General features: G+C 59.7%; 21 protein-coding genes and 4 pseudogenes. 14 read left to right on the top strand and 11 right to left on the bottom strand.

The genetic code is table 11. From position 1 onward, the window contains the following. Positions 1-266: 266 nt before the first annotated feature. The 5 genes and pseudogenes from hydA to IHE30_RS07115 all read right to left on the bottom strand — a co-directional run bounded on the left by hydA (position 267) and on the right by IHE30_RS07115 (position 6,261). Positions 267-1,724, bottom strand: a complete 1,458-nt coding sequence (gene hydA, locus IHE30_RS07135; RefSeq protein ID WP_337689687.1) for a dihydropyrimidinase — start codon at positions 1,722-1,724, stop codon at positions 267-269. Between the two features lie 154 nt (positions 1,725-1,878). Beyond that, a pseudogene (locus tag IHE30_RS07130) lies at positions 1,879-2,139 on the bottom strand (nitrate reductase); the annotation flags it as partial. A 17-nt stretch (positions 2,140-2,156) separates the two neighbouring features. Beyond that, complete coding sequence (preA, locus tag IHE30_RS07125) at positions 2,157-3,434, bottom strand: NAD-dependent dihydropyrimidine dehydrogenase subunit PreA (protein WP_337689686.1); 1,278 nt, start codon at positions 3,432-3,434, stop codon at positions 2,157-2,159. A gap of 71 nt (positions 3,435-3,505) precedes the next feature. Beyond that, on the bottom strand, positions 3,506-4,906 hold the full coding sequence (locus tag IHE30_RS07120) for an NAD(P)-dependent oxidoreductase (protein ID WP_337689685.1): 1,401 nt from the start codon (positions 4,904-4,906) through the stop codon (positions 3,506-3,508). Between the two features lie 50 nt (positions 4,907-4,956). Continuing rightward, positions 4,957-6,261, bottom strand: a complete 1,305-nt coding sequence (locus tag IHE30_RS07115) for a Zn-dependent hydrolase (protein ID WP_337689684.1) — start codon at positions 6,259-6,261, stop codon at positions 4,957-4,959. Positions 6,262-6,830: 569 nt separating this feature from the next. Between IHE30_RS07115 and IHE30_RS07110 the strand changes: the two genes are divergently transcribed. Both IHE30_RS07110 and IHE30_RS07105 read left to right on the top strand, forming a co-directional pair. After that, complete coding sequence (locus IHE30_RS07110) at positions 6,831-7,124, top strand: GGDEF domain-containing protein (RefSeq protein ID WP_443193626.1); 294 nt, start codon at positions 6,831-6,833, stop codon at positions 7,122-7,124. Positions 7,125-7,853: 729 nt separating this feature from the next. Continuing rightward, a complete protein-coding gene (locus IHE30_RS07105) occupies positions 7,854-8,207 on the top strand; it encodes a hypothetical protein (RefSeq protein ID WP_337689683.1) in 354 nt (117 codons plus the stop codon). 106 nt (positions 8,208-8,313) lie between these two features. On the opposite strand, the gene IHE30_RS07100 is transcribed toward IHE30_RS07105, so the two are convergent. Beyond that, positions 8,314-8,463, bottom strand: a complete 150-nt coding sequence (locus tag IHE30_RS07100) for a hypothetical protein (protein WP_337689682.1) — start codon at positions 8,461-8,463, stop codon at positions 8,314-8,316. Between the two features lie 569 nt (positions 8,464-9,032). Here IHE30_RS07100 and IHE30_RS07095 point away from each other — a divergent pair. The 6 genes from IHE30_RS07095 (at position 9,033) to IHE30_RS07070 (ending at position 12,982) form a co-directional block, all read left to right on the top strand. Beyond that, positions 9,033-9,368, top strand: coding sequence for a hypothetical protein (locus IHE30_RS07095; protein ID WP_337689681.1), 336 nt, complete (start codon positions 9,033-9,035; stop codon positions 9,366-9,368). Between the two features lie 146 nt (positions 9,369-9,514). Continuing rightward, on the top strand, positions 9,515-10,135 hold the full coding sequence (locus tag IHE30_RS07090; RefSeq protein ID WP_337689680.1) for a uracil-DNA glycosylase family protein: 621 nt from the start codon (positions 9,515-9,517) through the stop codon (positions 10,133-10,135). Positions 10,136-10,661: 526 nt separating this feature from the next. Then, positions 10,662-11,354 (top strand): cupin domain-containing protein, encoded by a 693-nt coding sequence (locus IHE30_RS07085; protein ID WP_337689679.1) that lies wholly within the window; start codon positions 10,662-10,664, stop codon positions 11,352-11,354. Then, positions 11,311-11,700, top strand: coding sequence for a DUF488 domain-containing protein (locus tag IHE30_RS07080; RefSeq protein ID WP_337689678.1), 390 nt, complete (start codon positions 11,311-11,313; stop codon positions 11,698-11,700). Before IHE30_RS07085 ends, IHE30_RS07080 begins: the two co-directional genes overlap by 44 nt. 203 nt (positions 11,701-11,903) lie before the next feature. Beyond that, on the top strand, positions 11,904-12,365 hold the full coding sequence (locus IHE30_RS15130) for a DUF4148 domain-containing protein (protein WP_443193617.1): 462 nt from the start codon (positions 11,904-11,906) through the stop codon (positions 12,363-12,365). A 152-nt stretch (positions 12,366-12,517) separates the two neighbouring features. Further along, positions 12,518-12,982 (top strand): GNAT family N-acetyltransferase, encoded by a 465-nt coding sequence (locus IHE30_RS07070; RefSeq protein WP_337689677.1) that lies wholly within the window; start codon positions 12,518-12,520, stop codon positions 12,980-12,982. Positions 12,983-13,057: 75 nt separating this feature from the next. Here IHE30_RS07070 and IHE30_RS07065 read toward each other — a convergent pair. Beyond that, positions 13,058-13,798: pseudogene (locus tag IHE30_RS07065) on the bottom strand (AraC family transcriptional regulator). Positions 13,799-14,023: 225 nt separating this feature from the next. Between IHE30_RS07065 and IHE30_RS07060 the strand changes: the two are divergent. The 4 genes and pseudogenes from IHE30_RS07060 to IHE30_RS07045 all read left to right on the top strand — a co-directional run. Then, positions 14,024-14,360, top strand: a pseudogene (locus IHE30_RS07060) (ribonuclease E activity regulator RraA); the annotation flags it as partial. 15 nt (positions 14,361-14,375) lie between these two features. Continuing rightward, a complete protein-coding gene (locus tag IHE30_RS07055) occupies positions 14,376-14,840 on the top strand; it encodes a gamma-glutamylcyclotransferase family protein (RefSeq protein ID WP_337689676.1) in 465 nt (154 codons plus the stop codon). Positions 14,841-15,206: 366 nt separating this feature from the next. Beyond that, positions 15,207-15,467, top strand: coding sequence for a type II toxin-antitoxin system Phd/YefM family antitoxin (locus IHE30_RS07050; RefSeq protein ID WP_337689675.1), 261 nt, complete (start codon positions 15,207-15,209; stop codon positions 15,465-15,467). Next, on the top strand, positions 15,464-15,727 hold the full coding sequence (locus IHE30_RS07045; protein ID WP_337689674.1) for a Txe/YoeB family addiction module toxin: 264 nt from the start codon (positions 15,464-15,466) through the stop codon (positions 15,725-15,727). The genes IHE30_RS07050 and IHE30_RS07045 overlap by 4 nt, the downstream gene beginning before the upstream one ends. Positions 15,728-15,876: 149 nt before the next feature. On the opposite strand, the gene IHE30_RS07040 is transcribed toward IHE30_RS07045, so the two are convergent. The 4 genes and pseudogenes from IHE30_RS07040 to IHE30_RS07025 form a co-directional block, all read right to left on the bottom strand. Continuing rightward, positions 15,877-17,253 (bottom strand): amino acid permease, encoded by a 1,377-nt coding sequence (locus IHE30_RS07040; protein ID WP_337689673.1) that lies wholly within the window; start codon positions 17,251-17,253, stop codon positions 15,877-15,879. A gap of 656 nt (positions 17,254-17,909) precedes the next feature. Continuing rightward, positions 17,910-18,329 (bottom strand): type II toxin-antitoxin system VapC family toxin, encoded by a 420-nt coding sequence (locus tag IHE30_RS07035; protein ID WP_337689672.1) that lies wholly within the window; start codon positions 18,327-18,329, stop codon positions 17,910-17,912. After that, positions 18,326-18,577 carry a FitA-like ribbon-helix-helix domain-containing protein gene (locus IHE30_RS07030; RefSeq protein WP_337689671.1) on the bottom strand — a complete coding sequence of 84 codons (252 nt, stop codon included), beginning with the start codon at positions 18,575-18,577 and terminating at the stop codon, positions 18,326-18,328. The genes IHE30_RS07035 and IHE30_RS07030 overlap by 4 nt, the downstream gene beginning before the upstream one ends. 1,255 nt (positions 18,578-19,832) lie before the next feature. Then, positions 19,833-20,000, bottom strand: a pseudogene (locus tag IHE30_RS07025) (IS110 family transposase); the annotation flags it as partial. A gap of 188 nt (positions 20,001-20,188) precedes the next feature. Here IHE30_RS07025 and IHE30_RS07020 point away from each other — a divergent pair. Together IHE30_RS07020 and IHE30_RS07015 are read left to right on the top strand one after the other, a co-directional pair. Beyond that, positions 20,189-20,422, top strand: a complete 234-nt coding sequence (locus tag IHE30_RS07020) for a hypothetical protein (RefSeq protein WP_337689670.1) — start codon at positions 20,189-20,191, stop codon at positions 20,420-20,422. Then, positions 20,419-21,339 (top strand): zeta toxin family protein, encoded by a 921-nt coding sequence (locus IHE30_RS07015; RefSeq protein WP_337689669.1) that lies wholly within the window; start codon positions 20,419-20,421, stop codon positions 21,337-21,339. The genes IHE30_RS07020 and IHE30_RS07015 overlap by 4 nt, the downstream gene beginning before the upstream one ends. Positions 21,340-21,390: the final 51 nt, after the last annotated feature.

The raw sequence follows: 21,390 nt of genomic DNA, 5'->3' as shown, positions 1-21,390 counted from the left end.
CCCCCAGCCTGATACACGATGTGAAGAGCCTTTCGTAAATTGGTAGGACTGCTGCCTGGCGGTTATTGCTGCCAAGTCTGTGAGTTGGAGACATTGCATTTTCCATAAGAAGCGCTCAAATTCGTTGTCCGGGGTCCTCGCAGCGTCAGGAGTCGGGCGGACATCGATAGTCTCCTGATCACGGAATAGTGTGCTTGAGCCGGTCGAGGCCGAGTTATCAGGCACCGGCTAGCGGTGCCGAGGCTCTGGTCACGCAGCTGCCCGCGCTATTGATCTCGTTGCACCGGCTGCACCTCGCGTCTTCGATTGGCGAGCCGCGCGGCTTCAAAGTAGCTGGGGTTCGACGGCCTTTTTAGATACCGTCCGGCACCGCGACATGCGCGCAGCTCGCCATCGGCCCACACCAGTTCGCCGCGTGCAATCGTATGCGTTGCGACGCCGCGCACCGTGATGCCTTCGAACACGTTAAAGTCCACGTTCTGGTGATGCGTGCTGGATGAGATTGTCCGCGTCGCCAGCGGGTCCCAGACCACGAGATCCGCATCGGCGCCCACCGCGATCGCCCCCTTGCGCGGATACAAGTTAAAGATCTGTGCAGCGTTGGTCGACGTCACGCGCACGAATTCATTCGGTGTCAGCCGTCCGGTGTTCACGCCACGATCCCACAAAATCGCCATCCGGTCTTCAACGCCGCCGCAGCCGTTCGGGATCTTCGTGAAGTCGTCGCGGCCTATCGCCTTTTGGGATGCACAGAATACACAGTGATCGGTCGCGGTCGTATGCAGGTATCCGCCCTGCAGTCCGCGCCACAAGGCTTCCCGATGCTCTGCCGAGCGAAATGGCGGGCTCATCACGTGCGCGGCGGCACGCGTAAAGTTTGGGTCACGGTAGACCGACTCGTCGATCACCAGGTGACCAGCGAGTACTTCGCCGAACACGCGCTGACCTTCGCTGCGTGCACGTGCGATTGAGTCCAGCGCGTCCTTTGTCGACACGTGCACGATGTAGACGGGCACGCCGAGCACCTGCGCGATACGTATCGCACGGTTGGCCGCCTCGCCCTCGACCTCCGGCGGCCGTGACAGCGGATGGACTTCGGGGCCGGTGAGGCCACGCGCCAGCAGTTGGCGCTGCAACTGGAACACCAACTCGCCGTTTTCCGCATGCACGGTCGGCAATGCGCCGAGTTCCAGTGACCGTGCGAAGCTGTTCACGAGGGTCTCGTCGTCGGCCATAATTGCGTTCTTGTATGCCATGAAATGCTTGAAACTGGATATGCCGTGCTCGTGCACGAGTACGCCCATGTCGCGATGCACGGATTCGTCCCACCACGTGACCGCAACGTGGAAACCATAGTCGGCAGCCGCTTTTTCGGCCCAACTGCGCCATTGGTGGAACGCGTCCATCAGCGATTGACGCGGACCGGGAATCACGAAGTCGATGACCGACGTCGTTCCGCCCGCAAACCCGGCTGCCGTCCCCGTGTAGAAGTCATCACTCGCCACGGTGCCCATGAACGGCAGTTCCATGTGCGTGTGTGGATCGATGCCGCCAGGCATCACGTATTGGCTGACCGCGTCGATGACTGTCGCGCCGGCAGGCGCGTGCAACTCGGCTCCAATCTGCACGATCGTGCCGCCCTCGTTGCTGCCCGTGCACAGCACGTCAGCCCGCCAGGCCTGGTTCGCATCGATCAGCGTGCCGCCTTGAATTAGAATCGCCATCGCTTGTCTCCTTCAGTAAAAATGCCGCTGCGGCTAAGCACTTGCTACGCCGGAGCGCATACTTTTGCCGAACTGCATTATCGCGACATAGCATCCGCGGCGAAGACGGTTGCGAGAGCATCGAGCCCACACCGCCGACTTTCGAGCATGCTCAGTACACAAGCAATGCACATATGACTACCTTGATTGGCGCGGACCAGCTTTCGAGCCAGCGAATCGAGTCTGTGTTATTGACGACGAAGTACGGCTGCAGCAATCAGAACACAAGAAAGCATTCGGCCGGCCTAGCGAGATGCCGAGCTACATCTGAATGCCATACCAACCCCACGCGACGACCGCGCGCAGCAGTGCGGGCAATCTCGTACCGTACCCGCACTGCGTACGGAATGCCGTACTTGGTGCGTGCGTGGCCAATCGGCGCGACAGCGCTGTTCATGCGGCCGGCGACTTGACCACGCGCGCCGGATTGCTTGGATGCGTAGTCCAGTTCGCATAACGGCCGGCGTCGACGCGCTCCATCGTGATGCATTGATCGACCGGACACACATGCATGCATAAATTGCACCCCACACAGTTTGCATCGATCACCTCGAAATGGCGCCGGCCGTCGCGGTGCGCCGTGATCGCCTGATGTGCCGTGTCTTCGCACGCGATATGGCACAGCCCGCATTGGATGCACTTAGATTGGTCGATGCGTGCCTTGATGTCGTATTGCAGGTTCAGGTACTTCCAGTCGGTCACATTTGGCACGGCGCGCCCGCGCACCTCGTCCAGTGTCGCGAAACATTTGTCATCCATCCAGTTCGACAAACCGTCGATCATGTCGGTGACGATACGGAATCCGTAGTGCATCGCTGCCGTGCAGATCTGCACGCTGCCGGCGCCCAGCACGATGAACTCGGCCGCATCACGCCAGTTCGAGATGCCACCCATGCCTGAAATCGGCAGCCCCGGCGTATTAGGATCGCGCGCGATCTCGGCCACCATGTTCAATGCAATTGGCTTGACCGCTGGTCCGCAGTAGCCGCCGTGCGTGCCCTTGCCGTCGACGGTGGGCATCGGCGCCATCTGCTCTAGGTCGACCGCGACGATCGAATTGATCGTGTTGATTAGCGATACGCCGTCGGCGCCACCCGCGTAGGCAGCCCGGGAACCCAGCCGGATGTCGGTGATGTTCGGCGTGAGCTTGACCAGGCAGGGGAGCCGGCTCGCCTGCTTGACCCAGTGGGTGACCATCTCGACGTACTCGGGTACCTGGCCGACCGCGGCGCCCATGCCGCGTTCGCTCATCCCATGTGGACAGCCGAAGTTCAACTCGACGGCGTCGGCACCTGTGTCCTCGACCTGCGGCAGAATCGATTTCCACGCATGCTCATTGCACGGCACCATCATCGATACGATCAGCGCTCGGTCCGGCCAGTCGTGCTTGATTTGGGCGATCTCGCGCAGGTTCACGTCTAGAGGGCGGTCGGTGATCAACTCGATATTGTTTAACCCGGCGATGCGCTGACCGTTGTATGTCGTGGCCCCGTAGCGCGAGCTGACATTGACCACGTGCGGGTCCAGACCCAGTGTTTTCCAGACTGCGCCGCCCCAGCCGGCCTCGAATGCACGGTTGACATTGTAGGCCTTGTCGGTGGGCGGCGCGGATGCTAGCCAGAATGGGTTCGGCGATGTGATGCCGGCTATCGTGCAGCGAAGGTCAGCCATGATCGGCGCTCCGGTTTCTGATATCGATGCGGGATTGTCATGTCATACGGTCGGCAGGCCGTGCTGTGGGGTTATGCCGCCTTGACTGCCGTGCGTGTGAAGTGGCGGTGGATCGCATGTGCAGCAAGCTTACCATCCTGGACCGCCTGTACAGTCAGGTCCAGTCCCAGGTGGTTGGTGCAGTCACCGCCGGCCCAGACACCGGGCATCGACGTCGCACCGTCGGCGTCAACGGCGATCCGGCCGCCATCGACAGTCAGTAACCGGGCCTCCAATCCGTCCAGTATGAGCGTCTGGCCGATCGCTTTCAGTACGACATCCGCATCGATGTTGAAAGTCTCGCCGGTGCCGACGAGCTTGCCGTTGGCGTCCAAGGTCGTGGCCTCGAATCGCACCGCGCTGACCTGTGGGTGGCGCCCTGGTTGTGGATGCGGTGCGCCGACGATGCACAGCGGCCTCGCCCATTCGCGCAGCACCACGCCTTGTTTGCGCGCGAATTCTCGCTCGGCCCAGGTTGCGCTCATCTGCTCGACGCTGCGCCGGTAGACCATCGTGATCTGCTGCGCGCCGAGCTTGAGGCTCTGCACGGCGGCGTCGATCGCGGTATTGCCGCCGCCGATTACCACCACGCGCCGGCCGACGGGTATGGCGTCGAGCGTGACGCTCTGGCGCAGCCGAGCGATAAAGTCCACCGCGTCGAGCACGCCGTCGATTGTCTCACCGTCAATGTGTAGCGCATTGACGCCACCCAGCCCGATGCCAATGAATACCGCATCGAATTGCGCGCACAACCGCGCGACGGTAATGTCGCGGCCGAGCCGCTGCCCGGCGCGCACTTCGATACCCCCAATCGACAGCAGCCATCGCACTTCACGTTGCGCAAAATCGTCGACTGTCTTGTATGCGGCAATGCCGTATTCGTTCAAGCCGCCCGGCTTATCATGCACGTCGAAGATCGTCACCCGGTGTCCGGCCTGGGCCAACGTATGCGCGCAGGCTAACCCGGCCGGGCCCGAGCCGACCACCGCGACATGCCTTCCGGTGTCGGCGGCCCGCGTGAACAGCGGTTTGCCTGATGCCGCCTCGCGCGCCATCTGATGGTCGGTTGCATGCCGTTGCAGCGCGCCGATTGCAACCGGCTTGCCATCCTGCTTGTTGCGCACACAAGCGCCTTCACAGAGGATTTCGGTCGGGCAAACGCGCGCGCACATGCCGCCGAGCGGATTGACCAACAGGATGTCACGCGCGGCGCCCTTCAGGTTGCCGTTGCCGATTTTGCGAATGAACCCCGGGATGTCGATGCCCGTCGGGCACGCGTTCACGCATGGCGCGTCGTAGCAATAATGACAACGGTTCGCCTCGACGACAGCCGCGTGGGTGCCCAGCGGTGGAGCGACATCGGCGAAGTTTGCCGCGAGCTGGTCCGCAGACAATCGGCCTGCTGCGATATCACCGGTTTGGGACGAGAACATCAAGGATTCCTTTGAGCAGAAAATACAATCCTGCCGGCCGCGATGTACGGCTAGCAGGAACCGAACCGATCACCCCATGACGGGAAACAGCTATTCGGCTCGCGCGCGTGTTCGAGCATCGCGTGCAGCAACACGTTGGCACCGGCCTCGATCCATTCGGGCTTCGCGTCCTCGACCTCGTTATGACTGATGCCGTCGATACACGGGACAAAGACCATCGACGTGGGCGTGACCTGGGCGAGGTAGCACGCGTCGTGGCCAGCGCCCGATACGATGTCACGATGCGAGTAGCCAAAGCGCTCGGCCGCCGCGCGCACTGAACGCACGCATGTGGCGTCGAATGGAACCGGCGCGTAGTAGAAAATTGGCTCGACCTGTGCGTCCAGGCGGCCTGCCTCGACGATTTTTGCGATACCCTCGCGCAATTCGGCGTCCATCCGGGCCAGTACGTCGTCGCTCGGGTGCCGGAAGTCGACCGTGAAGAGCACACGTCCCGGGATCACGTTGCGCGAATTCGGATGAACCTGCATCATGCCGACCGTCGCGCACGCGAGTGGCGCGTGCCGCAGCCCGATCTCGTTGACCAGTTGCACCACGCGCGAGGCGCCGAGCAACGCATCGCGGCGACGCGGCATCGGGGTTGGGCCGGCATGCGCTTCCTGCCCGGCTAGCACGATTTCGTACCAGCGCTGGCCTTGTGCGTCGGTGACCACACCGATCGTTTTGTTCTCGCTCTCCAGGATCGGCCCCTGCTCGATGTGCAGTTCAAACGCCGCGTAAATCGGCCGCCCGCCGCATGGCTGCTCGCCCGCATAGCCGATGCGCGATAGCTCATCGCCGATCGTCTTACCGTCCACATCTTTGCGCGACAGTCCGTACTCGAGTGAAAACACGCCGGCGAACACGCCGGAGGCCACCATCGCCGGCGCGAAGCGAGAACCTTCCTCGTTGGTCCAAATTACTGTCTCGATTGGTCGTTCAGTGACGATCCCATGATCGTTCAGTGTGCGGATCACCTCGAGGCCGCCGAGGACACCGTAGATGCCATCAAAGCGCCCGCCAGTCGGCTGCGAATCGGCGTGCGAGCCGGTCATCACGGGCGGCAAAGTGTCGTCGCAGCCAGCGCGGCGCATGAAGACGTTGCCCATCCAGTCGACACTGACCGTGCAGCCGGCCGCCTTCGCCCAGTCCACGATCAAATCACGTGCTTGCTTGTCCAGGTCGGTGAGGGCAAGCCTGCAGACGCCACCACGTGGCGTCGCGCCGACCCTGGCCATCTCTATCAAGCTGTCCCACAAGCGCTTGCCATTCACCCTGAGCGCGGTACTGAGCACACCGTCCGTTATGGTGTTCATCCCCGTCCTCTATGCACGTGACTACATTTAAAACGTGCATTCGTGTCGTGATTGCAGCCATGACGTCTGATCACAGTGCATCGTTTATGCGGCCGGACCGGCCTCGATACTGTTGAAACGCAACCCTGTTCAATTGGACAGTTGTAGGTGATAAACGACGCAAATTCAATGTTGGATCGGAGCGAGAAGTATGCTATTGATGTTGCACCGCACGAACGAAAGCCGCAACGATCGCATGTGGCGGGCCGCGCCTTGGATGCTGCGCAGCTACAATGAGGCGATAGGGCCAGCGTGCAGGCAGCCGCGTTTTCTGTCTGGAATGCATCCCGCGTTGACTGGAAGGGACCTCCCAATGCACGACAGCACGGTGATCATGCGATAACCCTATGATGAAAAGACGCTGGCCCACAATATCCGTGTGAGCGGTCCGTTCGGACAGTTTGGGGGCGCGGACGAGGGCAGCGTGATGATCGCGGAGGCGGAAAGCGATATCTGTGTGGTGAGCGCGTGAGCCGACAATCGGCTCGGCGCTCGTGGTGCTCGGAGCCGGACTGATCGCTTTGTCGACGATGCTGGGCGTGCAATTGTGTCGCCGCCTACGTGCAGAGTTGGAGCGGCTTGTCCGTACCGACGGCCTGACCGGCTTGAGCAATCGCCGCACGCTCAGCGAGATACTGGATATCGAATGGCGACGCGCACGGCGCAACCGCAGCGTGCTGTCGCTGTTGTTTGTCGGTACCGATCGCTCTAAGACATACAACGAATTTATGGGCACCAGACTGGGGACACCGCCTGCGCACGCCGGCACGGCCGCGGATGAGCGGAGCATACCTGCACCGCGGCGGCCTGCCGCGCCGCAGTAGCGCTCCGGGCCGCCGGGCCCGCGCCACGACGATAACGGTTGTCTGCTCCGATACGATGCAGGCATTCGGGCACTAGCGGGTCAAAGCCGGTCCGGCGCATCGTCAAGAAGGCCATGATCATTTAACCGCGCGTGCGGGCTGCATTGACGTCACCCCGCCTCCGGCAGGCTGAGCAGCCAACGTGCGTGAGCAGATCGAGTACGTGATCCGCCGCAGACTGAACAGTAACGGGGACTGACGCGGGTACTAGTGCTAAGCGCGTCAGCCGGCTATGGCCCCGCTTCGTGCATCGCCGCTTCGGTCGGTGGGGCGCCGTCACCGTTGGCGCGTTCACAGAGTGGGCCGGCAGCACGATGAAGCTGAGCATCGCGGACTAGTACAACATAGGTCCGAGCGGCGTAGCCGCCATAGCCTATGGGGGCCCCCTGCATGCCATAAGTCACACGTCGCAGGGTAGCAGCCGTAGTCGCGAGGTGGGATAGGGCTCGCAAAAGGGCGGCCGCGGAGTGCCCGTCGCGGGCCGCGCGTTGCGAGCGGCAAGCCGGTATGGATATTGCGTCTGCCCTCCGTGCTTGACGCGTCGCGTCGAACCGTGGCGCCCGGATTGGCGTTTTAAAGCAGAAGGGTGGCGGGCACCGTGTGGATCGCGGGGACCGAGTCTCCATCCGTGCTATTTCATTTCCCGGACGATGTAGTTTTTTCGCAGTCCGGGTCTACTAAGGTAGGGAGATGAACAACGGTTTGAATTCAGGAGATACCGGCGTCGAGCATGTCCGCACGTCGGTTGCCGCCACGCTGCGCGAAGCGACCTGGCAGGGTAGTAGTCACGCGCGCGCAGCTCAGCCCGTCACGGTCCGGCTCACAGTACATGCATCGACAGGCGAATTGCGAATCATTGCCGTGTGGGCGGCATTAGGTGCCTATGCGGGTCACGTCACGCAGAGCCGGATTCGCTGCAACCGCAAACTTGCCGTGGACGTACTGGAATTGGAGCTTCACGACATACCGGATGCTGTCCTCATGGACATCGCAGCCCATCTGTCCGCGGCTTCGTGGGTACGGGACGCGCGCGTGCAAGGGTGAACCGGCATATGACAACCCGCCGGCCACCACGACATTCTTGACCCTATTAATGGCAAGCCGGCCGCGGTGGCCCGACGTGCATGACCCCAACCGCGGCCACCGTGAACTATTGGCTCGCCCCGGACGCCGGCGCGACCGTGTTGCTCGAGCCGCTAGGCGCGACCCTGGAATTGTCGGCGCGCTTGCATCCCTCGATGCCAGCGGCCAGCGCGACCATTAACGTGGTGAATAGCAGGTAGACAACGTGTCGTTTCATCGCAGGTTCTCCTCTGACGAAGGTCGTAAAGAACCCTGCAACGTACGTACCCGGGCGCTCACTCATTGGCCACCCTCTTAAATCCGCCGTAACCATGCGCTGGCCGTCGGATGGTATGGGGCCATGCTTGCGATGTAGCCCGGGGTCCTCTATCGCCGCCTTCGTGCCCGCGTCCGTGCCGCGATGGTCATTGCCGCAGCGCTCGCATTCGCGTGCCGGACATAGGTTTACGGTTTGCACGCGGTGCGGGAACAACAACGCATTCATCGATGTAACTCATTCTCGCGTCATAGTTTCCGCGATGGAGGTCATAACGGTAGTGCGCGCGGGTATCAAGAACATTCGTCACGAGGGCACTCCGCTATGAGCATGACGGCCGAGACTACATCACCAAGGCGGGACACGCACTAGAAGAGACGCGTGTACTGTTGCTGAATGTGGGCGAGCTTGGAAAGGCACATAATCGAGTCTACTATAGTATATTTAATACGGCACACGCGGCATTACGCGTGGCAGCGGGTATGCCAGAATAAAGTCGTTTAAAGTCCGATGCTTTCAAGGAGGCAGCCATGGCAGGCGTTGGTAGCGAAAAAGTTTTTGAGAATAACAAAGTTATTGTTTGGAACTTTACTCTTGAGCCCGGTGCTTTCTCCCCGGTCCACACGCACGAGCACGACTACATGTGGTACACGCTCGAGGGCGCTCTTCTCCAGATATTTGATGAAGATGGAAAGGATCTTGGAACGCTCGACGTACCGACGGGCGCAATTTACTCCTTAAAGCTTGATAACGGCTACCTGGAGGTCCTTTCGGAGATCGGAAAGGGCATTCAAGTACCCGCAACCCATAAGGTGCGCAACGCTGGCACAACGCCGTACCGCGAGATTCTTGTGGAATATAAATAATAGCCGACGATCGGTTCGAGGCCCTTATCTACGTACACTGGCCGGCATGTTGGCACGATGACGCATCGCTGGCATGCGGCGATGGCGCCAGGCCCGCCGCGGGTGTATGCTGCCCGCTGGTTTGATTTGATGTGCCTTGAAGCGGTATGAAGCTCGTGCAGCCCCATTCCCGATATGCCTCTCTGGACACGTTGCTGCGCGACGTGCGCGCATGCCGTGTCTGCGATAAGCAGTTGCCGGCTGGCGCGCGGCCGGTGGTCAGGGCCAGCCGCGATGCGCGTCTGCTGATTGTCGGCCAGGCGCCGGGAGCAAAAGTGCATGCGTCCGGGGTGCCATGGAGTGATGCCAGCGGCAAGCGGTTGCGGGACTGGCTCGACATGAACGAGGCCGAATTTTACGATACGTCTCGCGTCGCGATCATTCCGATGGGCTTCTGCTACCCGGGTCGGGGTGCAAGCGGGGATAATCCCCCGCGACCGGAATGCGCGCAATTGTGGCTTGAACCGCTGCTGTCCCATTTGCCACGGATCGAGTTGACCCTGTTAGTTGGGCAATATGCGCAGCGTCATTTCCTCGGCGCACGGCGCAAGTCGTCGCTGACCGAGACGGTCCGCGCGTGGGCCGAGTACGCCCCCACGTATGTGCCGCTGCCGCACCCGTCGCCGCGCAACCAATTATGGTTCAAACGCCACCCGTGGTTTGCCGATCAGGTGCTGCCAATGCTCAAGCAGCGCATCGCGGCGTTGTTCGGCACGCCGCCACGCTAACGGGCCGATTCCCGTTAGCGCGTTGGCCGCTGTCCAAAGCGGTGACGCCGTATCCCGTTACTTCATAAAAAAAGTCGCCGCAACAATATACGGCAACCCGCGCGCATGCGGTTGTGCGGCACTCATCTTGCGCGCTCCATCGTGCTGTTGGCATGGCTCGCCCGAGCAGCGCCAATGCGAGCCGCCGGCCGTGGCGGCGAACCGACGGTGTTCTAAGACGTCGCGCTGCGGCGTGCCGCGGTGATAATCCACAAGCGATGGAATGCAGAAAAGCGCATTATAGGCGTTACATGGTAAGCGGCATCGTGCTCGCCGCGGCGCAATGGGCACCGTGCGAGGCCGATGCGGATCGGTCCATCAAGCAAGTGCGCCAGTGGACGCAAGAGTGGCAGTCCGGCGTGCAAGGCCATTCATGCAGGCCGCGCCGGCTAGAGCCGCGACCTAGTAGTACAAACCATGCATCTGCGCTGGCGATGCGCGGTCAATAGAAAAACCGGATCGGACGAAGACTTGAAGGAGCCCCGTTATGCCACGTCCTTTCTACTTGCGCCGCGCGCCGCGTGGCTCAGGCGCCGAGGGCAACGCCCATATCCGCCGTGGCGGCGCAACCTCGGCACGTCCGCCCAGTGTGTCGTACGCCCCCGTGCCCATGCCTGAAGCATTTATGTTGCCACCGAACGACTGGATACCGAACAACGACCGCCTGCCGGTGCTGCTGTATCGCGCAGGACTCAGTCCATATGAGTACGACCTGGCGGCGCGTTTCGAGGCTACTTTTGTCCGCTATGGCTGGCTACCGCAGTGGCGGGACGGCATCTACGATTTCCCGCACTTTCACTCGACCGCACACGAGGCGCTGGGCATCGCGCAGGGCATGGCCAACGTCGAATTGGGCGGTCCCGGCGCACGCGAGGTGCAACTGGAGCGTGGCGACGTGCTCGTGCTGCCAGCGGGCACAGGCCACTGCTGCCTGTCGGCCAGCGAGGATCTGGTGGTGGTCGGCGCTTATCCGGCTGGGCAGCAGTGGGACATCTGCCGAGGACCGTTGCCGGATGCCGCGGTGCAAGCCATGCGCTCGCTGGCAGTGCCGGATCATGACCCATTGGGCGGGCCCCACGGCCCATTGACACATTTGTGGCACACTGGATCACGCACCGACGCAACAGGAGTAAGCGATGAGCATACGGATCGTGCAACTCGGCACGCCGCGCGCCGATGATGAGGGTCTGCGCATCGGCACGGTGCGTAGGCCGCCACGCGGCGTGCCCAAGGCTGAATTTGCCCGACGTAACTACTACGACGTGTGGTTGCCGATCCTGTCGCCAGACGCAGATGGCGTGGCGCAGGCGAAATCGGCGCGTGGTCAAGCCGAATGGAACGCGTTCGCCCGTAGTTTTCGTGTTGCCATGAACCGTGGTGACGCCAGCAAGGTGCTGGACGTGTTGGCCGCGCTTTCCAAGTCGACCCATTTCTCGATCGGCTGCTATTGCGAGGACGAAAACCGCTGCCACCGCAGCATCCTGCGCGAGCTGCTGAAGGCACGCGGCGCGCAGATCCGATCGTGAAGCGACGGCCGGTCAGCGAACCCGCCCGCGGCCAAGCCCCCGGCACGTCGGACGAGGGCCACGTCGCAAGGAGGGCACCTCATATGAGGGATACATCGCAAAATCTATGGCCAAGCCTTCGCCAGCAGCCACGCCACGCCCGCGGCAAGTGGAGGCGTATCCGCACCGGGGATACGGTCGCCCTTAGTCCCGGTAAGATCGCCTTGCTCGAAGCCGTGCCCATGCTCGGTTCGATCTCGACCGCCGCGCGCAGTCTAGGCCTATTCTATGCGGTCGTGGCTGCTTCGGTTCTCGCTATGCCGATTGCTTCCTTCGCTCAGGCGAACGCGCCGTTGACCCGTACTCAAGTGCAGGCTGAGTTGGCCCAGCTCGAAAAGGCCGGCTATCAGCCAGGTCTCGCAAGTTTGTATTACCCAACCGATATCCAGGCGGCAGAAGCGCGCCTGGCCGCGCAGCAAACGTCGCCAGTCGGGGGCGTCGCGACCGGGAACTCGCGCAGCGGCGCAGGCAATGCCGCCGTGTCGCCACGTGAACCGGCAAACGAGGTCAAACTCGGTCTACTTCGGCCAGTAAGCGCCGGGCGCAACCGGCCGACGGTTTTCTTCCCGCGAACGCGGTTGGCTTTCCTGCGCGCCGTCAAGGCAGTGTTGGGCCACGACCGGTAGGCACGGGACATCGTGGGGCAGTCTACCAATGGTCGAGTGGCGCCATAGTGCACGGCACATTACTTGGTTAACGCCCAAGGTACTGCCCGCCCCGATTGCACGACGGTGCGCAGATGTCGTACTGTGAGGCCCGTACCGCTTGGTTGACCGTCATGCCCGTACCACTCTCTGTTTCATTCCACTGTACATTGCGTGCGGCAACGCTGGAAGACTTCGACTTCGCCGAGGCACTCACGCGCACGAACATGGATGTCTACTATCACCGCCATGGCCTGACGTGGCGCGCCGACCTATTTCTGGCCAGTTGGCAGCTGTCGGAAAACTACATTGTCGAACGGGACTGCTACCGCATCGGCGTGCTGCGCATCAGCAACGACGCGGATGCCCTGCATATCCGCGACTTGCAACTGGTCCCTGAAGCCCGCGGCGCGGGCGGTGGCACGTTCCTGCTGGAAACCGTGCATGCGTGGGCTCGCCGGCGTCGCCTGCGGATACTGCGCCTGCGCGTGTTCACCGACAACCCTGCCACAAGACTGTATGCACGGCTCGGCTATCAAAACGTCGGGGGACAGCTTGTCGACTTCGGAATAATCAAGCAGATGGAACGTCTTGCCTGACTGCGGTGGTCCGGCCTCACCGCCGGATGGATTCCGCGCGCCGCCGATTGATTAGATATCCTTTAAAATCGTCGGCTACGGTACTGGCGGCCAGGTTGAGCCGATCGGCCCGGCTACCTCGTCAGGCTCGAAGACCTGGGACTCGCACGCACCGGGCGCACCGTCCTGCCGAGTGAAGAACGCACGAGGGCTCTCGCCGAACGCGCGACGAAACATCGCCGAGAAAGCACTCTGGCTCTGGTAGCCGAACTCACGGGCCACGCGCGCGAGTGGACGAGCGTTTGCGCCTGGGCGGGATCGCCCAGCACGGCCTCGCACAGCCTGCGCAGGCGCTTCTCGTTCGGCAGCGGCACGCCAAGCGGCAAAGGCCGGGAGCGCATTATTTCATCCAACAGCCACTCGCACAGCAGCGCTTCACGCCGCCCGGGCAGCTCGCGTGCATCGAGCGCCGCAATCACCTCGCGCATCAAAGGCGAAACTTCGACAACCCGGCATCCGCTGATGCCCCACCGGACACGCGGATTCGTCAATGTAAATCGTGCGCAGGAACGCGTCCTCAAAGACATCGACCTGGTGCGGCATGTGCGGCGGCACATACACGGCACGCGACGGCGGCACAATCCAGGTGGTGCTCATACTGGTCATGCGCAATACGCCGCGCGACGAGTAGGTCAGCTGCGCCCACGGATGCGTATGGTCCGCCAAACCATGGCCGGCTGGCATGGGCCGGGATCGGACCCGGATTGGATGATCGCGTGTCGGCGCGTGATGCGACGCAATGTCGGTCCTCAGGACCGGGCTGTCGGCAGAAAGCATGGTGCTAACAACGGCACAAACAAAAATGAAATAATGGCGCAATTTCGCAGCAATTTGGTCCGCTGATAAGCGATGTCGTGAGGGCCCCTGGATGTCGCGTATGGCGTACGCGGACACGTACCGGCACTAGCCGGCTGATTCATGCGTTGAACGGCCGTTTTTTAGCTCCATCCGCCTGAATGACTTCACTGTTTTGGCACACGCGCACTATGCTACGGGGCGAGCGCATTCGCCGGGCTTGCGTCAACGCTCAAGGTGTTCAAGGACAGCACGTTGGTACGCGTGGCGCTGGAGGGAAAAGGCGACGGGCGCCACTCCGGCATGCTCGCCGAGGAAAACGGCTGGGCTGGCATCCTTGCCTATGGCGTGGTGCGGGACACACGAGAGTTGGACGCATGCAAAATCGGCAATCGCGCGCTCGCGGCGCACCCACAGCGCAGCCTAAACGGGCGTCGGCGAACGGGACGTTGTCGTCGTGCTCCCTGGCGTCACGACCTGGCCGGGGGAGTGGATTTATGGGGATGCGGACGGCATCCTCGTCTTCACCACGAAGCTAACTTGAGCGAGAGAGACTATTATGCTGAACGTCTTTGTCTACGGAACACTGCGCGAGAACGAGGCCAACGATATTGGCCGCGCCGCCCAACGAAGCGGCCTCGCGCAGCCGCGCTGGCTCGGCCGAGGCAGCGTGAAAGGCACGCTGTACGACCTCGGCACGTACCCGGGCTTGGTGCCTGATACAGCGGCTGGTGAAGTCTACGGCGATGTGTTCGAGATCGACGAGGCGCTGTTACCGGTGTTGGATAAGATCGAGGAGGTCTTTCCGCACCATCCGCGCGAATTTCAGCGCAACATGATTCAAGTTCAACTCAACGGCAGGCTGTTGCCGTGTCAGTTCTATCCTGTTGATGCAGCCTCGACGGTAGGGCGCACGCCCATCCAATGCGGCGACTGGGTCGCCCACCGCCGGATGCGTGATCACGATGCTCAGCCGAGCGAGCCGGACATTGCGCTGTCCAAGGTGGCCGAGAGCGCGGCGTAGCCGCAAGCCGTGCGTGCTGGCGGCGGTATTAACCGGCACGCCAATCAGCCATCCGTTTTAAGCAACAGATGCGTCAGATGGAACCGGGGCCCCAGGCTTCAGGGCCATCACGCCATCGCTGAAATCCTCGTTCCGCTTGAACCGGATTCCGGCCACGGCGCCCACTGGCTGGGTCTGGCCGGATAATCCGCCTTCGCCTGCTCGAACGGAAACTGCAGCGTCACAGCAAGTCGGCCCCAAACAGCCGGTCAGCCTAATGGCTGTGCTCACGCCACACGCACGCGGCACCGTGCGCCACTGGATCATGTACATGTCCGGTACGAGTGGCTATACTTGTACAACTTATCGTACGTTAAAAGTGACTCGATGCGTACAATTCATTTTTCGGATGCGCGCAGTAACCTCAAAACCGTGATTGACCAGGTTGTCGACGATGCTGACGTAACGCTCGTCACGCGTCGCGATGCGCCTAACGCCGTCATCATGTCGCAGGACTATTACGACAGCCTGATGGAGACAGTACATCTGCTGCGCTCGCCGGCCAATGTCGCCCACCTCGAGCGCTCGATCGCGCAGTTGCGCAAGGGCAAGGCAACGGAGCACAAGCTAGCTGAGGACGCTGAATGAGCGATCGCCGCGTACTTTTTACGCCTGGCGCATGGGAAGATTACGTCTACTGGCAAGGACAGGACCGCAAAACCCTCAAACGCATCAACCAGCTCATTCGCGAAGCACAGCGCGCACCGTTCGAGGGGATCGGTAAGCCGGAGCCACTGAAGGCAAATCTCTTCGGCTTCTGGTCCCGCCGCATCGACGACACGAACCGCCTCGTGTATGAGGCAGACGATTTACAGATCAGCGTTATCTCTTGCCAATACCATTACTAGGCGTAACGGCGCGTTGCCGGCGCAGCTTGTTCCTGTCGCACCGTTGTCTTTCTTCGTCCGCCATCTCGATGAGCCGGTTGCTGGTTCATTCAGCTATTTTGCGAACAAATGACGACTCACGGAAATTCTCATTGATTTGAAACGGTGTTCTATACAGTCGCAGTCGCACCAGTTTGGCGGAAACGATAACCTATACTCAGCACCGCAAGCCAGATTGGAATTAGATACACTGAAATACGCAAATCCGGCGTCAGATAGATAATAACGACAATGGCGGCAAGAAATAACAAACACAGATAATTCGCGAATGGATACCCTATACTCGCAAATGACGTTTCCTGCCCAAGCTTGCGCTTGTCGTGTCGGAATTTCAAATGGATCAGGCTAATCATCGCCCAATTGATTAACAATGCTGACACGACCAGCCCCATCAGCAACTCGAACGCCTTGTTTGGCATCACGTAGTTAATCGCAACACAAATGCCGGTAACGGCTGCCGACACGCTAAGCGCGGCTAGCGGTACGCCACGTCGGTTGACCATGCAAACTGCGCGTGGCGCGTTGCCTTGCTGAGCAAGTGCGTACAACATGCGGCTATTGCTATAGACACCGCTGTTGTATACAGACAGCGCCGCACTCAGTACAACGATGTTCAGTGCGGCTGCGACGAAATTGCTGTTTAATGCGTGAAAAATCATCACAAATGGACTTCCTCCAGTGACAACTTCTTGCCACGGATAAAGTGATAGCAATACACCAAGCGCACCCATATAGAAAATCAAGATTCGGTAAATAACTTGGTTGGTTGCGCGTGGAATGCTTTTGTGTGGCTCCTGCGCTTCCGCAGCAGTCATACCTACGAATTCAAGCCCGCCGAACGAAAACATGATGATAGCCATCGACATTACAAGACCCCCTATGCCGTTAGGCAAGAAGCCGCCATGTCGCCACAGGTTCGTCACACTCGCCTGTGCTCCAGCCGTGCCGGACACTAACAAATAAGTACCAAACGCGATCATGCCAATGATCGCGATTACCTTGACGATCGAAAACCAAAATTCTATTTCACCATAAAACTTCACGCTGCTTAGGTTAATCGCATTGACGATCGCAAAAAAGGCCAACGCAGACGCCCAAGTCGGTATATGCGGCCACCAGTACTGGATGTAGAGGCCGACCGCGGACAATTCAGCCATACAAACTAGGCTATTCAATACCCAGTAATTCCAACCCGATAAGAAACCAGCAAAACTGCCACAATATTTGTTCGCAAAATAGCTGAATGAACCAGCAACCGGCTCATCGACCACCATTTCACCGAGTTGGCGTAAGATAAGAAATGCGATTCCGCCAGCCAGTGCATAGCCAAGCAGAACCGAAGGGCCTGCCATCTTGATGGTCTGGGCAACGCCCAGAAATAATCCTGTACCGATCGTACCACCCAGTGCAATCAACTGGATATGCCGGTTTTCCAAGCCACGTTGCAGGGTGGCTTCTGTCCCCACTACTGCCACTCCTTCCTTCATGCTTGCTGTATCAAGTTTGTCTTCGCCAGGTTAGATGTGGGTTCAAGCTGTACCCAATTTTTAACTTTCGTGCCGTGCTTTTCCTACGAAAAGCAGACACTATTTGAATTGAGGGATTTTGTCAAGCGCCATGGCAATTATTTGAAAATTAGGTGTAGTGCCTTGGGTAACTCCATTAGATAGTATCATCACGGTAAATAGTGCTGTCACGAGATTGAGTTTAATGATTGTTTGTTCAATTCCTGATTATGAAATTGACAGTGAGAAATGGATTTCTTGCCGAGGATAAAATTCAGGCAGCGAGAGTCTAGATGCCGAGTCAGGTAAGGCGAGTGCGGTATTTTTGCGCGAAGGGTATGACAACCTTTGGCGGGACGCCTAAATCGAACGGGATATCGCGTCGCTGGAGCATGCGTTGGCGATGTAAGTGAGACCAGACGACGATCGTTCGGCTCGTCAACTTGAGTCGTTGCGCCGCGTGCCACGGCTTTGGTTTGCCGTCCCCCCATCTCTCAACCAGCAGATAAAAACGAGGGGATGACTCAGTCCGCACGAGGCACAAGTTCAGTTGGCTGGTCGCGCAAAGCATCACCAATCTGGTGGTAAAGCTGGCCAACATCGAACAGCTACCCGAATTTGCGGTATCACCAGTACCCTCATGCCTTCCACGGGTCAATAATGGTGATACCGCAATCAACAAAATCCTTAGTATTGTGCGTTGCCAGCGTCGCCCCATGTGACCGTGTGATGGCCGCGATCATCGCATCAAACTGGCTGATGGGTATGCCTGAGCTTTTGCGTGACGCGGCGATGTGTGCGTACATGTCTGCTGCACGACTGTCGAAGCTTAAAAGCCTGCCCGCAAAATCTTCGTCAAAAATCGCATTAATGGCTGCTGCCAATGCCTCTTTGCGAGCACCGTGCGCCAGCAGCCGCACACCGTAAAAAATTTCCGCTTTTGTGACTGTCGTGGTGAAAAGCGAGACGCGACGCTGCTCGGCTAGCCAAGTCATCACTTTTGCGTTGGGCACCGGTCGCAGCGTTTCGGATAAAATGTTAGTGTCTAGAATAATCATGCATTCCAATCCACCGGTTCCCGAATCGCTTCACGCGCGGGCAACTCCAGTTCAATGCCGCCAATTGATTGCAGACGGCTCCGGATAGCTTGCGCCAAGTTTTGCTGAGTGCTGGCAGATTCAGTGGAAAGCGCCGCGCGTAGAATATCCCTGGCTTCTTCCTCCATTGAGTGACCGTGCTGCGCCGCCTGTACCCGCAAACGCCTCTTAAGCCCCTCATCGAGGTTGCGAATAGTCATGCTTGCCATTTTTAGCCTCCGTCATCATTGATGTCATTTTAATCATTGATTGCATATTTGGCAATCACTGTTGTGTGCACTCATGCGCCATGTGAGCCGTCGATTTGGTGCTTTGCTTGATCTTTAGTGGCGCCAGCTGTCGTTGCTGTGCAGGCCGCAGTCCGCGGCGGTCAGCGACGCGTGGTCCAGGTGATCGCGCGCGTGGCGCAGGTCGAGTTGTTCGTCGACCAAGTGCGAGCTTGCACGCTGACGCGGCGCGGATCATGCCGGTGCGCGGGAAACTCAACAATGTGCTCGAAAACGAACGCACCGCTTCGATGTAGCATGGCCAGCCGTTCGTTTCAGCCAGTCGTGATATCGGTTATCACGAAGCTGTGCACGAAGTCACTGTCGATCTTGGTGCCACCGCAATGCGCAACGAAATTAACCTCGAGGTAGTTGAGTAGCGGATTATTTCAGTCAAAAAAGGTTTAAATCGGGACGGCACGGCGGATCGCATTGCCCACTGCGCTAGCGCGTTGGCGTTGACCCGTGAGAGCCTGTGCGCGCACTTCACGCAGCAGCCGGTCAATGGTGGCGACGCAGATCTGTTCAGCCGCTAGCAAACCTGTTTCGATAGCCTCAAGTGACCATGCCGTGTCATCGAGTCGATCAGCGTTGGAATGAGCGCCTTCAGCCGTTTGCCGCAGATCCGATCGGCAGCCTCCCACAGTGTGGTCAGTGCGGCCCGCACCTGATCGTCATACCATCGCTGCGCTTCGGGCTTCGTCCTTGAGGGTAGAGGCTCGCGGCACAGCATACGGATAGCGTGTTTGTGGTAATACCCAGTCACCTGAACAAACACTCGTCCAGCATCTCGCGCTTCTCGTTGCGGCCAAAACGGTGGTACCGCTCACCGACTGCCTCAACCAATTCCCGTCGTGTTCTCATGCTGAGCCGCCTCGTCATCAGTCGTTCCCGCCAGGATTCTGACGGGTAACACATTACATGAGGCAACAGGCTGCGCTCGGTAGCAAAAAACCTGAGTCAATGCGCCGGCCATTCTGCTTGACGCTATCCACACGCGACAACCTGCGTCACGCCTCGCTCACCACAACTTCGATGTTACCTGCATGGCAACGATGCTCGTCGTGCCCGGCAGATTAACGAGGCATTCGGCCCACGAAAAACCGCACGACGGTCAGACTAACCCTACCATCCTGGCAGCCTGCCGCCCACTAACCGTACTTTGGCGCCTTTTCGTCGAACGCCTCCTGATCCTGCGTTTTGCAGCCACAAACCGCATGCCTGGGCGCTGAACCGCTTCCCAGATCGCTGCGGCATCAATTGCGTCGTTTTTATTCGACTCCACGAATAGGCGCACAAACTAGGCAACGATGAGCCGCACATGTGTGCCAAGCCATGCTCAGAGCCGAGCCCAGTAATGCTCCGACCATTCTATCTATTTGGCTGCAGTTCGGACATTTTAAAAAGGTTTTGACACAGATCAAGCATTGCTGAACACCAATATGGTGGAGTCTGATTTCTTCTGTCCGTTCATCATTGGCTGCGGCTCCTTGCCTTCTCGATGCGGGACCGTCCCTGGTACGACAGAGTATAATGTCGACCGGAAGGTGTCCAATGGAGTGGATCATGCCTACTGACAAACTTGGCCGTTATATGGCCAGCGATGTGTTTTTGGCACGCGCCAACGCAGCGGTGAAGAAGGCCGCCCATAACCTTGAAAAAAAGGGCATCCAGCCCGTTTACGTCGTGCGCGATCCAAAAGAGGCGGCTACGGAGGTGTCTGGCAATGTCGTCAAGGTGAGCGTTGGAGTGTCCAGCGCGAAGCACAAAACCCTTAAAGTCGCATGACCATCACGACCACAGAAGAACAAGGTATTCCAGCAGTCATCATCTTCGCCGGGCCGAACGGCTCGGGGAAATCCACCATTACAGAGGCAGTCGTCGGCGACCCGGAGCAGTTCTCGGGAGAGTATATCAACGCCGACGACATTGCCCGCAGTCTTCAGGATCAGATCCCCGATTACCGCGAGCGTAACCTTAGGGCTGCTCGGATTGCGGAGCAGCGTCGTCTCCAGGCGCTGCTCGAGGGGCGCGACTTTGCCTTCGAAACGGTCATGTCCACACCTGAGAAGGTCGCGTTCATGACGCAGGCGAAGGCGCTTGGCTACCGCGTCTCTCTATTCTTCGTCACGACGGAAGATCCTGAAATCAACGTACTCCGCGTTGCCAACCGCGTGGCGGACGGTGGTCACGCCGTCGAGCCGGACGCGATTCGCCGTCGCTACGCTGCGACGATGGATTTGCTGCCGGCCGCATTCGAGCACGCCGACCAAGCGACTGTGCTCGATAACTCGGAAGCGCCCGGTAACTTGCGTATCGTCGCCACGAAGGCAGACGAAGATGTGGAGTTTCCAGTGGAGGATACCATCCTGCCGTGGGTCGCTAGGAAGCTGACCGATCCGTATATGCGGCGGCTCGCTTCGCGCAAACTGCTCTCGGCCACGCTATCTGATGGCCGGCCTGTTCGGGCCGCCGAGGCTGCGCACGGCAAGGACTACACCGGCATGGTGGTACGTGTTACCGAGCATCACGCGCTGCAGGGCGTTTCAGGGGAATTGTTGCTACACGACCGACAACTCGCCGCGACGACGGTGTATGTCATCGGCCAAAAGCAGACCGTGAGCTATCGGTATGAGCACGGCAAGATCGTGCCCATCGACGTGGTTTCGCCAGTAGCTCGGCATCGGGCACCAAAGCAAGGTTAGGATTAGATCGGGCGGCCTGCCACGAATCCAACCCTCCAGTTTCGTTTAGAG

The sequence above is a fragment of the Mycetohabitans sp. B46 genome, from assembly GCF_037389205.1.
Taxonomy (GTDB): Bacteria; Pseudomonadota; Gammaproteobacteria; order Burkholderiales; family Burkholderiaceae; genus Mycetohabitans.
The sequence above is the reverse complement of the archived record's forward strand: the minus strand, read 5'-3'. Positions and strand labels throughout refer to the sequence as shown.

Excerpts from the sequence above, each read along its gene's own strand:
- IHE30_RS07080 (WP_337689678.1), top strand. The coding sequence starts at position 11,311 with ATGAGCATACGGATCGTGCAACTCGGCACGCCGCGCGCCGATGATGAG.
- IHE30_RS07015 (WP_337689669.1), top strand. The coding sequence starts at position 20,419 with ATGACCATCACGACCACAGAAGAACAAGGTATTCCAGCAGTCATCATC.
- IHE30_RS07085 (WP_337689679.1), top strand. The coding sequence starts at position 10,662 with ATGCCACGTCCTTTCTACTTGCGCCGCGCGCCGCGTGGCTCAGGCGCC.
- IHE30_RS07020 (WP_337689670.1), top strand. The coding sequence starts at position 20,189 with ATGGAGTGGATCATGCCTACTGACAAACTTGGCCGTTATATGGCCAGC.
- IHE30_RS07035 (WP_337689672.1), bottom strand. The coding sequence starts at position 18,329 with ATGATTATTCTAGACACTAACATTTTATCCGAAACGCTGCGACCGGTG.
- IHE30_RS07055 (WP_337689676.1), top strand. The coding sequence starts at position 14,376 with ATGCTGAACGTCTTTGTCTACGGAACACTGCGCGAGAACGAGGCCAAC.
- IHE30_RS07040 (WP_337689673.1), bottom strand. The coding sequence starts at position 17,253 with ATGAAGGAAGGAGTGGCAGTAGTGGGGACAGAAGCCACCCTGCAACGT.
- IHE30_RS07045 (WP_337689674.1), top strand. The coding sequence starts at position 15,464 with ATGAGCGATCGCCGCGTACTTTTTACGCCTGGCGCATGGGAAGATTAC.
- hydA (WP_337689687.1), bottom strand. The coding sequence starts at position 1,724 with ATGGCGATTCTAATTCAAGGCGGCACGCTGATCGATGCGAACCAGGCC.
- IHE30_RS07050 (WP_337689675.1), top strand. The coding sequence starts at position 15,207 with ATGCGTACAATTCATTTTTCGGATGCGCGCAGTAACCTCAAAACCGTG.
- IHE30_RS07120 (WP_337689685.1), bottom strand. The coding sequence starts at position 4,906 with ATGTTCTCGTCCCAAACCGGTGATATCGCAGCAGGCCGATTGTCTGCG.
- IHE30_RS07100 (WP_337689682.1), bottom strand. The coding sequence starts at position 8,463 with ATGAAACGACACGTTGTCTACCTGCTATTCACCACGTTAATGGTCGCG.
- IHE30_RS07030 (WP_337689671.1), bottom strand. The coding sequence starts at position 18,577 with ATGGCAAGCATGACTATTCGCAACCTCGATGAGGGGCTTAAGAGGCGT.
- IHE30_RS07070 (WP_337689677.1), top strand. The coding sequence starts at position 12,518 with ATGCCCGTACCACTCTCTGTTTCATTCCACTGTACATTGCGTGCGGCA.
- IHE30_RS07115 (WP_337689684.1), bottom strand. The coding sequence starts at position 6,261 with ATGAACACCATAACGGACGGTGTGCTCAGTACCGCGCTCAGGGTGAAT.
- IHE30_RS07090 (WP_337689680.1), top strand. The coding sequence starts at position 9,515 with ATGAAGCTCGTGCAGCCCCATTCCCGATATGCCTCTCTGGACACGTTG.
- preA (WP_337689686.1), bottom strand. The coding sequence starts at position 3,434 with ATGGCTGACCTTCGCTGCACGATAGCCGGCATCACATCGCCGAACCCA.
- IHE30_RS07110 (WP_443193626.1), top strand. The coding sequence starts at position 6,831 with ATGCTGGGCGTGCAATTGTGTCGCCGCCTACGTGCAGAGTTGGAGCGG.
- IHE30_RS07095 (WP_337689681.1), top strand. The coding sequence starts at position 9,033 with ATGGCAGGCGTTGGTAGCGAAAAAGTTTTTGAGAATAACAAAGTTATT.
- IHE30_RS07105 (WP_337689683.1), top strand. The coding sequence starts at position 7,854 with ATGAACAACGGTTTGAATTCAGGAGATACCGGCGTCGAGCATGTCCGC.